Origin of the sequence: Rhodococcus sp. 105337, assembly GCF_012844225.1 — a bacterium.
Classification (GTDB): domain Bacteria; phylum Actinomycetota; class Actinomycetes; order Mycobacteriales; family Mycobacteriaceae; genus Rhodococcus.
In genome coordinates this window covers 29277-42692 of the sequence record NZ_JABAGQ010000010.1, presented here as the reverse complement: position 1 = coordinate 42692, position 13416 = coordinate 29277, and the positions used below count along the sequence as shown (strand labels likewise).

General features: G+C 66.4%; 12 protein-coding genes. 2 read left to right on the top strand and 10 right to left on the bottom strand.

Annotated elements, in window-relative coordinates; all coding sequences use genetic code 11:
- Window positions 1–2 precede the first annotated feature (2 nt).
- Entirely contained in the window at window positions 3–1376 is a 1374-nt protein-coding gene (locus HF886_RS15765; protein ID WP_169621011.1) for an 8-oxoguanine deaminase, read from the bottom strand.
- 141 nt (window positions 1377–1517) lie between these two features.
- On the opposite strand from HF886_RS15765, the gene HF886_RS15760 reads away from it, so the two are divergent.
- Window positions 1518–3026 (top strand): PucR family transcriptional regulator, encoded by a 1509-nt coding sequence (locus HF886_RS15760; RefSeq protein WP_296550341.1) that lies wholly within the window; start codon window positions 1518–1520, stop codon window positions 3024–3026.
- On the opposite strand, the gene idi is transcribed toward HF886_RS15760, so the two are convergent.
- The 9 genes from idi to HF886_RS15715 form a co-directional block, all read right to left on the bottom strand.
- Entirely contained in the window at window positions 3023–3631 is a 609-nt protein-coding gene (gene idi / locus HF886_RS15755) for an isopentenyl-diphosphate Delta-isomerase (RefSeq protein WP_169652814.1), read from the bottom strand. The two genes, HF886_RS15760 and idi, sit on opposite strands and share 4 nt — an antisense overlap.
- Entirely contained in the window at window positions 3619–4653 is a 1035-nt protein-coding gene (locus tag HF886_RS15750) for a phytoene/squalene synthase family protein (RefSeq protein ID WP_169652813.1), read from the bottom strand. Before HF886_RS15750 ends, idi begins: the two co-directional genes overlap by 13 nt.
- The gene (crtI, locus tag HF886_RS15745) at window positions 4646–6283 is read right to left on the bottom strand and encodes a phytoene desaturase family protein (protein WP_169652812.1); all 1638 of its coding nucleotides are present in this window, start codon (window positions 6281–6283) and stop codon (window positions 4646–4648) included. The genes HF886_RS15750 and crtI overlap by 8 nt, the downstream gene beginning before the upstream one ends.
- A 97-nt stretch (window positions 6284–6380) precedes the next feature.
- Complete coding sequence (locus HF886_RS15740) at window positions 6381–7199, bottom strand: carotenoid biosynthesis protein (RefSeq protein WP_169652811.1); 819 nt, start codon at window positions 7197–7199, stop codon at window positions 6381–6383.
- Between the two features lie 94 nt (window positions 7200–7293).
- On the bottom strand, window positions 7294–7464 hold the full coding sequence (locus HF886_RS15735; protein ID WP_169621005.1) for a hypothetical protein: 171 nt from the start codon (window positions 7462–7464) through the stop codon (window positions 7294–7296).
- A gap of 306 nt (window positions 7465–7770) precedes the next feature.
- The gene (gene pucL / locus HF886_RS15730) at window positions 7771–8691 is read right to left on the bottom strand and encodes a factor-independent urate hydroxylase (RefSeq protein WP_169621004.1); all 921 of its coding nucleotides are present in this window, start codon (window positions 8689–8691) and stop codon (window positions 7771–7773) included.
- Window positions 8692–8694: 3 nt separating this feature from the next.
- Window positions 8695–9015, bottom strand: a complete 321-nt coding sequence (gene uraH / locus HF886_RS15725) for a hydroxyisourate hydrolase (protein ID WP_169621003.1) — start codon at window positions 9013–9015, stop codon at window positions 8695–8697.
- Entirely contained in the window at window positions 9012–9533 is a 522-nt protein-coding gene (uraD, locus tag HF886_RS15720; RefSeq protein ID WP_169621002.1) for a 2-oxo-4-hydroxy-4-carboxy-5-ureidoimidazoline decarboxylase, read from the bottom strand. Before uraD ends, uraH begins: the two co-directional genes overlap by 4 nt.
- Window positions 9534–9683: 150 nt before the next feature.
- Window positions 9684–10610, bottom strand: a complete 927-nt coding sequence (locus tag HF886_RS15715) for a LysR family transcriptional regulator (RefSeq protein WP_169621001.1) — start codon at window positions 10608–10610, stop codon at window positions 9684–9686.
- Between the two features lie 254 nt (window positions 10611–10864).
- Here HF886_RS15715 and HF886_RS15710 point away from each other — a divergent pair, with 254 nt between their 5' ends.
- Complete coding sequence (locus HF886_RS15710) at window positions 10865–13342, top strand: ATP-binding protein (RefSeq protein WP_240955171.1); 2478 nt, start codon at window positions 10865–10867, stop codon at window positions 13340–13342.
- The last annotated feature ends 74 nt before the right edge of the window (window positions 13343–13416 follow it).

Genomic DNA, 13416 nt, shown 5'->3' with positions numbered 1-13416 from the left:
CGTTACCCCGCTTTGGAGACGAGGCGGGTGTGCGCGTCCGCCACGCCGCGAGCGACGACGTCGGTGTCGACGGTGAGCACCCGATCGTTGCGTACCACCTCGCGTCCGTTGACGAGAAGCAGATCCAGGGGAGGCTGCGACCCCAGTACGAGCGCCGCGACCGGGTCCGCGATCCCGGAATGAGCGAGTGTGTCGAGCCGCCACAGAGCGAGATCGGCGAGCTTGCCCACCTCGAGAGAGCCGATCTCGTTCTCACGACCCAGGACGCGCGCACCGCCGATGGTCGCGAGCGCGAGACTCTGCCGAACGGTCATTGCCCGCGGTCCGCTTCGAGCGCGTGCGAACAGCGCGGCGTGGTGGGCCTCTTCGAGCATGCAGCACGATTCGTTGCTCGCCGCGCCGTCCACCCCGAGTCCGAGCGGAACTCCTGCCGCGTAGAGGTCGGCGGCGCGCGCGATACCCGCACCGAGACGCGCGTTGGATGTCGGACAGTGCGCCGCACCCGTGCCCGAGGCCGCGAGCACCCCGATGTCGCGGTCGTCGAGATGTACTGCGTGCGCGTACCACACATCCGGCCCAGTCCAGCCGAGAGATTCCATGTACTCGACGGGGTTGCACCCGAACCTCTCGAGGCAGAAGTCCTGCTCGTCGAGGGTTTCCGCAAGGTGCGTGTGCAAGCGGACGCCGAGATCGCGGGCGAGCACCGCGGACTGTTTCAGCAGTTCCCCGGTCACGGAGAACGGGGAGCACGGGGCCAGCGCGACGCGGAGCATCGAATCGAACGACGGATCGTGCCACCGCTGGACGGCGTCCTGACTGCCGGCGAGGATCGCGTCGAGGTCCTCGACGATGTGATCCGGCGGGAGTCCCCCCGCGCTCGCGCCCAGGTCCATCGAACCGCGGCAGGGGTGGAACCGGATACCGACCTCTGCCGCCGCGGCGATCTCGGCCCCGAAGACGTCACCCCCGTCGCGGGGGACGACGTAGTGATGATCGGTGCTGGTGGTGCATCCGGTCTTCAGCAGGTGCGCGAGGGCACCCTTCGCCGCGACATGCACCATATCGGCGTCGATGCCGCCCCAGATGGGATACAGAGTGGTCAGCCACTCGAACAGCGTGTGATCGACGGCCAGACCGCGGGTGATCCACTGGTAGAGGTGGTGGTGGGTATTGACGAGCCCGGGAGTGAGAATGCATCCGGCGCCGTCCACGATCTGCGCGTCGTCGTACCCGAGCGGTTCGCCGTCGCCGACCGCGACGATCCTGTTTCCGTCGACCACGACGTGACCGCTGCGGTATTCGGCGCGACCGGCATCCATCGTGACCACGTGCGCACCACGGATCACGATCGGTCGGGTGGTAGGGCGAGTGTGCACGGTTGCTCCTCACGTCGGCGGGCACCTACCAGTGAACTCCTGCTCGAGACGCAACACCCCGGGCACCGTGTACGAAACCGCAACGAAATGCCCGCTTCGTATTGTGCGATCGTCCAAAGGCCCGCGCACGGAGGTGGTGCAGTGCTTCTTCACGATGTACTCGACGATGCCGAACTCGGAATCCGGGTTCTCCACGGCGACCCCGCGATGCTCGAACGGCCGGTACTGCGAACCTGTACCACCGATATGCCCGACCCCACCCGGTACGTCAGCGCGGGGTCGCTGGTGTTCTCGGGGCTGGTGTGGCGGGCGTCTGCCGAAGACTCGGATCTGTTCGTCAAACACCTCGCGCGCGTGGGCGTGACTGCGCTCGCCGCGGGGGAGGCCCTGCTCGGTGAGGTGCCCGAGGACGTGGTCGCCGCGTGCGCCCGGCATCGGCTGCCGTTGCTCTCGGTCCCCGCGGACGTGCCGTTCAGCCGGATCATCGAGCGGATGACCGCACGCATGTCCGGCGCGCGCATGGACCGTCTGCAGAACGGACTCGCGCGGCAGCGGCGGTTGCTCGAAGCGGTCGCCGACGGTCGCAGCATCGGCGACCTGCTCGACCGCACCGCCCAGGAATTCGGGGCGCAGGCGTGGCTGCTCACCGCCACCGGAGTGCCTCTCGCCGGCGCGGCACCCCTCGACGACGACATCGTGGACCGGCTCGTCGCGGCGGCCTTGTCCGCCGAGCGGCTTCCCCACGCGACCGCCGACTACACGGTGCTCTCCGTGGGCGGTGGCCTTCGCGACCGCACATCCTGCTGGCTGCTGGTGGTACGGCACACGGGCGACGCGCGCGCGGACTGCCTCGAGGCGTTCCGGGAACTCGCCACGGTGGCGGCACTCGACCGGGTTCGCCGAGACGAACGCCGGCGCACCGCCTGGGACGCCGGAGACAGTTCCGGGCTGGTGTCCACTGCGGCAGCAACATTCGATTCGGGACGTCCACTTGTCGCGGTGGTCGCGCGCCGGGTGTCCCACGACGACCGGGCCGCTGCGGCCACCGCCGAACGGCTACGGGCGCTTCGCGACACGCTCTGCGACGCACTGCCGGGGTGCGTGAGCGCGCTGGACGGGGACCGGGTCGTCCTGACCGTCGCCGGCGACGCCGACGAGGTTCACGCAGTGCTTCGTCGGCGGCTCGCCCGAGTCGTCCCGGCGCTCGAGCGCACACGATTGCGGGTGGGCACGAGCGCCACGTGCACGCTCGGGTCGCTGGCGGGTGCCGTCGCCACCGCCACCGCGCTCGCCACGGACGACGGTGACATTCGCGAACCGGTGTCCGTGCGCACGGCAGCAATGGACTCGGCGGCGGAGTTGTTCTCCGCGGTACCGGACAGGTTGCGTCACGATTTCGCTCAACGGATCCTCGGGCCGGTGCTCGATCACGACCTGTCGACCGATAGCGGGCTTCTCTCCACCCTCGAGGTGTTCCTCGCATGCAGTGGCTCGTGGCGACGCACCGCAGAACGAATCCACGTGCACCTCAACACGGTCCGGTACCGAATCGGCAAGGTGGAGAAGCTCACCGGGCGCGATCTGTCCCAGATCGATGACAGGCTCGACGTTTACCTGGCGCTCCGGATGCTGCAGGTGCAGGAGGCTTAGGCGAGGCGCGGCAGATCCCCGCTCAGGCGGTCGGGGGCAGCGGGCGGTAGATCTGCGGCGTCCGCAACCGGCCACCGAAGGGGATCGGCGCCGAGCTGCAGGAGTTGCTGCACCTGCTCGTAGCACCACGGCGACACGTCGCGGGTCCCGTCCACCACCGCGTCCGCGAAGGCGGTCCACTCCACCCAGTCGACACCGCACACCTCGGCCGGGTCGGGAGCCGGCTGCGATCCCCGGTACAGGGCCCGGTAGACGGGGCAGATTTCGTTCTCGACGATCCCGTTGTCCATCACCGCCCTGTACCGGAAGGACGGGAGCACAACGCCGACGTCGTCGAGTTCGATACCGAGTTCTTGGCCCAGCCGCCTGCGGACAGCGAGTTCGAGCGGCTCCTGCGGCGCCGGGTGACCGCAACAACTGTTCGTCCATACCCCGGGCCACGTCCGCTTCTCCAGGGCGCGCCGGGTGATGAGCAGACGGCCGTTCTCATCGAAGACGTACGCGGAGAAGGCGAGATGCAACGGCGTTGTCGCGGTGTGGACGGTTGCCTTCGGTTCGGTGCCGACGGCGCGCCCCGCCTCGTCGAGCAGCACTACTTGCTCCATGGTGTTCCTGTTCTGTCCGTTCCTCGTCGTGAGTGGGTCCGCTCTCCACTCGACCGCTGACCCACGCTCTTCGCTGTCCTCGACCGCGTACGGAAGGTGGTCCATCCGGCCTCCGCCAATCGTGGCGCGGCGACGGCGAGGCGCCTCCGCCGGGAGACGCGTGCCCGCTGATGAAGTACACGATATCCGCCGTCCTCGACCTCCCGGAGAATGTCGCGGTACAGCACGAACGCTGTGCGCATCCCCGGGCGTACCGATCGATCGAGCATGTCGATCCCCGGGTCTGCCTCGCGGTACACCGACCGGGTGTGCGCGATCAGGTGCGCGAGTGCCCGCTCGAGCCTGGCATCGTTCCGGCCGGTCGTCCGGCAGTATCGGAGAAGATCCTCGTCGACACCGAAAGCCTTCAACTCGTCGGTCGGCAGGTAGATCCGGTCGCGGTCGAGGTCTTCGCCCATATCCCGGATGAAGTTCGTGAGCTGGAAGGCTTCGCCGAGTGCGGCGGCCGGCCGCGCAGCCTTGTCCCGATCCGTCTCCGTACCCAGGATCGGAAGCATCTGCAGACCGATGACGGCCGCGGATCCGTACATGTATTCCGACAACTCGTCCATCGTGCGGTAGCGCGGGCGGAACATCACGGTCCCCGGTATGTCCATGCGCATCGAATGCAGGAAGGCATAGAAGTAGCTGTGCGGAATGTCGTACCGCGCGGCGGTATCCACCAGCGCTCCGAGCACGAGATCGGGCCGGCTCCGCCCCAGAGGTGCGCCACCGAAAGCGGCCCGGATCCGATCCTCGAAGGCATCGACCTTCGCGGCGGCCGCCCGATCGGAGTCGACCTCGACATCGACGACGTCGTCGACCATCCGCGCAAACCCGTAGAGAGCATGTACGCCCGCACGCTTGGATGCCGGAAGGAGCCTTGTCGCAAGGAAATAGGTCTTCCCGTGGCGCTCGTTCAGTTCGCGGCACACCCGGTACGCCTCGTGCAGTCCGGGATCGATTCCGGCGAGTTCACCCATGCTCGACTACCTCCTCGGAGCGCACCGACTGTGTGACGGCGGTCCGACGCGGCCGCTCGCTCGTCGCCGATCCGACGATCCGCTCGGCGGCAAGGCGCCCCGACACGAGCACGGTGGGTACTCCGACGCCGGGGGTGGTACCCGAGCCCGCCAGCACCACATTGTCCACGCCGCCGACCATGTTCTTGCGCCGGAAAGGTCCGGTCTGGCGGAAAACATGGGCGGAGGAGAACGGACTGCCTTCGAGCATGCCTTTGTCGCGCCACGTCTGCGGGGTATCGAGGTGGTCGACCACCATCGCAGCGGTCAGGCCGCAGTAACCCCGCTGCTCGAGGACGATCTGGATCTCTCGCAGGTAGGGCACGGCGCGGCGGTTCCAGTCGATGGGCGCGGACGCGAGGTTCGGGCACGGCGCCAAGATCGACACCGGTTCGCTGAGGACACCGTTACGCACCATCCGCAAGGCGGGGTCGGTGACCGCCGGGCGGGTGATCAGCAACGACGGGTCCTCCATCAACTGTCCACGGCCAGGACCGGCGGTGATACGTGCGAAGGTCTCCGCCCACTGCTCGCCGAAATCGATGGTGTGGTGCGCGCTCGACGGCCACGACTGCGTGACCTCGGTGGGAACGGTGCCGTGGAAGACGACTGCGGACGGCGACACGACGGAATAACCCCGCTTCCTGCCGCTGCTCGTCACACCGGCCCGATCGAGCAAGCGGTCGACGATCGGGAGGTCCGGGGTGAGGACGAGTGCGTCGCACTCGACACGGCGACCGTCGGACGTCAGGACGGCCGTCACGCGATCGTTGCGGATCTCCAGTTCCGACACTTCGGCCGAGGTGTGGAGCGCTCCGCCGTGACGGGTGAGCGCATCGGCCATGGACTCTGCGACAGCCGACATTCCGCCCGCGGGGAAGTAGACCCCGAGCGAGGTGTCCATATGGGCGATAGCGCCGTACACACCGAGCGCTTTCGACGGGGCGACCCCGGCGTAGAGCGACTGGAAGGTGAAGATCCGGCGTAGCCGATCGTCCCGGACGAACGAGGCGATCCGGGAGCCCAGGCGGCCGAAACCGCCGATCAATGCCAGCCTGGCGGTGTCGCGCAGCGCTGCGCGCGACCCGACGAGGTCGAGAGGCGAATCGAAGTTCGACGCGATGTACCGGTCGAACTCCGTATCGAAGATGCTGGCGAGCCAGCCTCGCAATCGGCGATACCCGTCGACTTCGCCTGGACCGCAGACTTTTTCGACTTCGGCGGACATCTCCGTGGGATCGGCGTACACGTCGAGAGCACTGCCGTCGGCGTAGCGAGCGTGGTAGCTGGGAGACAGTGCGCTCAGTTCGACTGTGGGAGTCGTGGAATCGAACGACTCGCCGACAGCGGCGAGCGCATCGGAGATCAGGTCCGGCATCGTGAGCACGCTGGCGCCGTTGTCGATGGTGTAGAGGGGCTTGCCGGAGTCGTCGTACACCGGATAGGTCCCGACCCGGCCACCCACCGTGTTGTCGCGCTCGAGCACGGTGACGCGTTTACCCGCGCCCGTAAGGTACAGCGCCGCAGCGAGACCGGAGAGTCCTGCCCCCACCACGACCACGGAATCGACGGGCCCGGGGATCGTCTTCATGATCGGCCACCCATCGGCACGACGGTATCGACTCGGCTGGGTATCGCGCTGGTCATTCCTCGGCTCTTCTCTCCCGGAGCGGGCATAGTCGTTGCGATCATGTCTTCACCGTGGCCTTTCCGGCTCGTCGAATGCGCATGGCCACCACGGGGACACCCACGACCCCCATGACACAGAACCCGTAGAGCGCGGAATAGCGCAGTTCGTCGCCCTCGAGCAGGAACGCGTGCGCGAATGCCGATCCGAGCCAGGTCCAGAGGAACAGCACCAGCGGTGCCGCATCCGAGATTCGCCGGCCACTCGTCCTGGGCGACTCGGCGCGTCCTCCCACCCTGTCGACGACGATCGCCATGATCAGAGCGGTAGCGAACCAGCCGAGGTAGTTGGTGTACGGGATGAACGGAATGCCGGGTAACCCGGCGTTGCCCGAGGTCCAGGTCCACTGACCGTCGGTCACCATCTGGGTGTCGAGGTACAGATCCCACCCCACCATCCCCACGGCAACCACGAGGACCCGCCCGAACGCTCGCCTGTCCGGCGGCACCGGGGAATGCCGGAGGACGTACGACGCGGCACACCAGATCGGATAGAAGCCGGCGGTCCACGCCAAGGGGACCACCGCCGGAACGCCCACGATCTCGGGCCCGAGCCGTCCGGTCGCATAGAAGTAGCTTCCGAAAGGGAACCCGGTCGCAGTGCCGACGATCTCGGACACGAGACCGAGTCCCGCGGTCGAGGCGACCAGCACCACGGCCCACACGGGACCCCGTGTGACGGCGGCATGCACCACCGACGCGGCGGCGAGCAGGAGCACCACCGCCACGGTGACGGCATCCCTCGACGTACCGGACACGAGGGGATAGACGATCTGGGCGAGCAGCGCACCCACGACGATCCCCCACACGACGCGGTTCATCGACGCACGCCGGTCGACTCGTCCTCACGCACGTCCGTGCGGTTCACGCCGACGGCGCTCCTCGTACCGCCGGGCCGATGCGGCGGGACCACACTCATTGCTGCCGCCGCTCGTCCGGGGCGTTCGTGTCCTTACCCGAGTCCTCGACGGAGTCGGCCGACACGGCGGGATCCACCCGTTGGGCGTCCATGAACATTTGCAGAAACCCGATACCCGAGGTGTACGGGCCGTGATGCCGGGGGGAACCGGAGGCAGAAGGGGACATGAGAGGCCTCATCTCACGCCGGCACGACGGTGAGCGACCACGTGTCGAACTCGACCAGCGGGGTGAACTGCCGGAAAACCGGCTTCTACCAGTGCGCGCATGTGGGCCACCTCGTCTCGCTGCCACCGTGCCGACGCGTTTCGGAACGGAGACGGTCCGGTACCGTCTGGCAGCGATTCGGAGCCGGGGTACGAACGGATGGGTACGCGTCCGAAAAAGTCTCCCGGCCACCCGGTGACAACGAAAAGTGGCGGTGCGTGCCGCGACTACCGGCACCCACCGCCACTCCGTGACGCCCTCACGTCGTCACATCCAGTCGACGAACCGCTCCCACGCGCTTCCGGCCTCGGGTGCGTCCTCCCGCTGAACCGTCGCCTGGATCAGGCCGTAGGGCCGGTCGTCGGCGTGGAATACCTCGTTCGAGTTCGTGACTCCGAATCTTTCGAGGTCGTAGACGAAATGATGCTTGTTGGGCGCCGACATGCGAATCTCCGCGATCACCGGATACTTCTCCAGCACTGCCCGGCCCATCTCGAAGAGAGTTTGTTGCAGTGCCTTCGATTGAAGGTTCGCAAAACGCTCGAGCATCGTGGCCTTGATACCTGCGTAGGTGACATCCCAGTCGACGTCGTCGGTCGTGAATCGCCACTGTGCGACCAGACTGGTTGCCATCACACGGTCGGCAGTCGGTTCCAGGACCGTGTACGGGTCGGTGAGAAAACCCGAGAATTCGGATCCGGTCGACTTGAGTACGACGAGATCCTTGACTCCGCCGATCACCCACTCCCGTCGCTCCCGCCCGGTTCCCTCGACCGTCACCGAAACCGTGCGGACCTCCGGTCCGGTGCGGGTCCACGTGTGATCGTGTTCGACACCGTCGATCGTCACCCGTTGCCACGCGTAGTCGTCGATCTCGACGCGGGCGGCGCGGACTGGTTCGACGTCGTCGACGAAGTGCCGCGCGAGTTCGAGCGCGTAGGTTTCGACGAACTCGACGCCCTTGCTCTTCGCGTACGCGTACACCGTCTGCTTCTGTGTGTCGGTCGGGAGCACCGCACCTTGGTCGCCTTCGAGGTGTGCCGCGTCGAAGTCTCCGCGGAGGCAGGTCGACACGTTGAGGTCGCGGATCTCGTGGCGGGCAGTGTCCCGATAGATCCGTACCACGCGGTTCTCCGCCTTGCCGTAGCGGTTGGCGCCCAGCACGATCTTTCCGGTCAGTTCACTCACGGGTCAGCTCCCTCGATAGGTGGAGTAGGAAAAAGGCGACAGCAGCAGTGGCACATGGACTTTGCCGGCACCGCCGACCCGGAAGGTGACGGTAACCTCCGGGTAGAAGGTCTCGGTGTGCCGCCGCGCAAAGTACTCGCCGGTGGCGAAGGTCAGCGTGTACGTACCGGGTTCCAGTGCGGGAACCTGGAATTCGGAAATTCGCCCGTCGTCGTCGGTGCGAGCACTCGCGAGTTCCGCTCCGGCGGACGAGAGCGTGACCTCGACTCCGGAGGCCGGCGCTCCACGGGTGGCGTCGAGAACGTGGGTGCTGACGGTGCTCACCTCACACCTTCCTTTCCTGATTCGACGGAATCGTCGGTGACGAGCAACTCGAGTCTCGATCGGTTGATCTCGGCAAGCGTCGCTCGCGTCTCGCGCCACTCGGTCTCGGAATCGTGAGTGAGGCGCCGCTGCAGAATCGACAGGAGTTCGTCCGCGGATCGTCCTGCGGCACGCACGAGGTACACGTGCCCGAAACGCTCCTCGTACTTGCGGTTACCTGCCACCAGTGCATCGCGGATATGTGCGTCCGCGCTCGCGACCGATGCCTGCTCGCGCTTCGACGATGCGTGGTCCGACCGTTCACCGATCCGTGGGTGCCCCGCGAGCGCTTCGGCGAGATCGTCCCGAGTCAGCGCCGCTGTCACCGCATCGGACGCGCGCAGCAGCGCGGCGCGACTCAGGTAGGGGCGGCCTTGCACGAGTCGCTCGGTCCACGTCCTGCTGGAACAGCACTCGGACAGGGCTGCGGCTGCGTCACGGGCACAGAGCGCATCGAAGTCGGCACAGGTGTACGGCACGGCACTCCTCTCTCTCGTCACCACGATCGCGGATGAAGGGAGCCGGCGGTGCCGTACGCGCTACAAACTTCCCGAGACGTGGTCTCCGGTCGTTTGGACGATCCGACAAACGCGGATCGGCGGAGAGAATTCGTGGCCGAGGCGCCTCGGTCAGGCCGGTTGCCCGGCGGGAACGCGTAGTCGCTGCGACGCATCGATTTGGGCACGGAGCCACACGTGGGCGGGATCCGATTCGGATTCCTCGTGCCAGACTGCATATTCGCTGAGCGGAGGCAATTCGAAGGCGGGCTCGAGGATCCGCAGGGACGCCACTCCCGCGATTCGTTCAGCCATTCTCTCGGGCAGGAGCGTGACGAACACGGTGTGTTCGAGCGCGAAGGGGAGCACCGCGATACTCGTCGTGGACGCCCCCGTCCGTGTCACGATCCCGGCGCGCAACAACGCTCGCGCCAGAGCCGTGTCGTCGTCGTACTGCAGATACGACAGGAACGGATAGTGGGAGAGCACGTCGCGATTCAGTTCCGTCCCGATGTACGGATGCCCGGACCAGACGGCGCCCACGTATCTGTCGGTCAGGACCTCGGTGCGCCGGCACCGCTCGAACTCGGGTGCGTCGAGAAGGTGTTCCGGCAGCACCGCGAGGTCGGTTTCGTGCCGGTGGAACGCTGCGAGGGACGCCTTGGTGAGGGGACGCAGATCGAATCGCACGTTGGCCGGGTGCCCCCGCCGCATGAGCATGCGGAGCAACGTGACCTCGGCGTAATCGCCTGTCATGAGCGTGAACACGCGTGAATCCACGGTCGGATCGAAGGTCGGTTCGGAGAGTATCGACCGTTCCAGCGTGTGCAATACGCTCCGCAGGGGCCCGATCAGGGCCTGTGCCCGCGGAGTGAGGCGCAACGTGCGGCCGTTCTTCACCAGCAGTGGGTCGTCGAACTGCTTCCGGAGACGAGCGAGCGCCGTGCTGGTCGCCGGCTGCGACATGTTCAGTCGTTCGGCCGCGCGGGTCACGTTGCACTCGGAAAGAAGCACGTCGAGGACGACAAGCAGGTTGAGATCCACCCGCCTCAAGTCCACTCCGCACCCCCCTTTCCGAAACCCGGCGTAACGGCAATATCCGGCGGGATAGTAACCCACCACCGTTTCCTATATCTAAAGATGTATAGCAGCTATCCGAGTTGCTTTTCGATCTTGTGAGCCGGTCGTACGACACTTACGCTGACCCACGTCCTGACGGCGGCGGACCCGTGTTTCGCCCTGGCCCATGTGATTTGTCATCCGCTTCGGCCGGCCGACCGGTGTACGTACAAGAGAGGTTCGGGCCGAACACGATGAGTCTCAAACAGCAGTTCCAGCAATATTCCCCCGAGAATTGGCGCCTATGGCGCAAGGTCGCCGCCGTCGTGGCGGTCCCCATCATCGCCGCCGCGCTTTTCGGATCGCTCCGCGTCATCAGCCTGTTCGAGGATTCCCGCCACTTCAGCACTGCTGCCGAGCAGGTGTCGATTCTGCCGATGTTCGCCGAATACAGCACCGGCGTCGCGGGTGCCGCAGCCGCGACGATCATCGGGTTGCCCACCGACAACGGTGCGACGATCGCGCGGGAAGCAGAGACGGTCCTCACGGACCAGATCGCGAACATCAGCCTCGAGCCCGAGATCAAAGCAGCACTGAACAAGGTGCTCGCCGAGGGAAACAGCCTGCTCGACAGTGCTGTCGCCGGATCGATGGCACCCGTGGTCGCCAGCGAGCGCGCACAGGCGTTCATCAGCCGCGTGAGTTCGGTGTTCCGTGCCGCGTCCTCCACCGCGCCCGAACCCGATGTCCTCCAGGAAAGCGCCACCCTCCTCGACATGTGGACGACCCAGTGGGCGCTGCTGGACCAGGTCGTCGCGTACTCCGCACTGGGTGCCGGCACCGAAGGTGCTCTCCTGATGTGGACGAACGCACTCGGCGTCGACGCAGCGCAGATGTCGATCCTGCGGGAAACCGTCGAGTCCAACCCCAACATTGCCGACACGAGTTCGCTCGACGCGCTCGTCGCGGAACTGGACAATCGCCGCAACTTGACGGCGAATCTGGACAGCACCAGCGGCGACACCGGAGCGCTGCGCAACTCGATCTTCACCAGCCTCATGGTCTACATCGAGGAAGTCCGCGACTCCGCCACCCGCATCGTCGGCCTCCTCGACAACCATGCCAGCGAAGCTCGCACCGAAGCACTCAAGAACGCCATCGGAATTGCGATCGTGCTGGCCGTCGCGCTGGGCCTGGCCGTGATGGTCGCCTTCTCGATCGTGCGCCCGCTTCGCCGCCTCCGAAACGACACACTTCTTGCCGCAGAGCAAAGCCTGCCCGAGGCCATCGCCGCCATCAAGGACGGCGCAGAAATCGGTACGGTGTCACTCCCTCCGGTCAGCGTTCACTCGAAGGAAGAAATCGGCGAGGTCGCCCGCGCCGTCGACACCATGAACGAGGGTGCGCTGCGGCTCGCCGGTGAGCAGGCGCAGTTGCGCCGGCAGGTCAACGAGATGCTCGAAACGTTGGCGCGTCGCAACAAGACCCTCGTCGAGCAGCAGCTGTCGCTCATCGACTCGCTCGAGCACGAGGAGCGCGACCCCACGCGTCTGCAGAACCTGTTTGCGCTCGACCACCTCGCGGCCCGTATGCGTCGCACCGGCGACTCGTTGCTCGTCCTCGCCGGCACCCGGCAGCGAATGGGACGGATCCCGGACACCCCGCTCGGTGACGTGCTCCGTGCCGCAGTCTCACAGGTCGAGAACTACCAGCGCGTGAACGTCGGAAACGCACCGGAGGGTTCGCTCCTCGGTACCGCCGTAACCGACGTCGTCCACATGGTGGCCGAACTCCTCGACAACGCACTGCGAGCCTCCCCGCCGGAGAGCACCGTGGCGTTCGCGTTCTCGCGCGCCGTCGACGGCGGCTTGTTGCTCGAAATCGCCGACCGCGGAATCGGTATCCCCGCCGACGAACTCGCCGAGATCAACGAACGGCTGGCGACGGACAGCGAAGCCGGCTCCGGCGCAGCGCGTCGCATGGGTCTGTTCGTGGTCGCGCGACTGGCCCACCGTCACGGGATCACCGTGCGGCTGCGTCCGACGTTCGACTCGTCGACCAACTCCGGCGTCACCGCGAGCCTCTATCTGCCGCTCCGTCTGCTCAAGGGCGTCGGTACCCAGTCCGACCCGTTCCAGATCGACCGCCCGCGCCGACTTCCTCTTCCGCCCGGAGAGACGAACACCGAGTACACGGATCAGTACGACCAGCGCGCGTCGCACAACCACAACGGCGAGTCGTTCGCCGGTGCGACTCCGAACGGCAACGAAGCGTATGCGTCGGCGGGCCGGAACGGCAGCGAGGCGTACTCGGGTGCCGGCCAGAACGGCAACGAGGTGTCCCGGGCGGGCAACAACTCGTACGCCGGATACGAGGCGCCCGGCAACGACAACTACTCCGGGTACGAGCAGAACAACGACGACAATTACACCGGGTACGAGCAAGGCAATAACGACACGTACTCCGGATACGAGCAGAACAACAACGACACGTACTCCGGATACGAGCAGAACAACAACGACAACTACACCGGATACGAGCAGAACAACAACGACAACTACACCGGATACGAGCAGAACAACAACGACACGTACTCCGGCGCACCGGTGGAGAATCCGTGGGAGCGCCCGCTACCGCCGAGCGGCAACTCCGGTTCCGCGCCCGGTACGAGTCCCGGAATCCGGCGCGGGCAACTGCACGAACGATGGGTCTCGCGAAACAACGGTGAGTGATCCCGCGCGATGGCTTCCATCGTGAGAGACGAACACTCCACCTGAACGGCAGAGACGGTACGGCGAGACGCCGG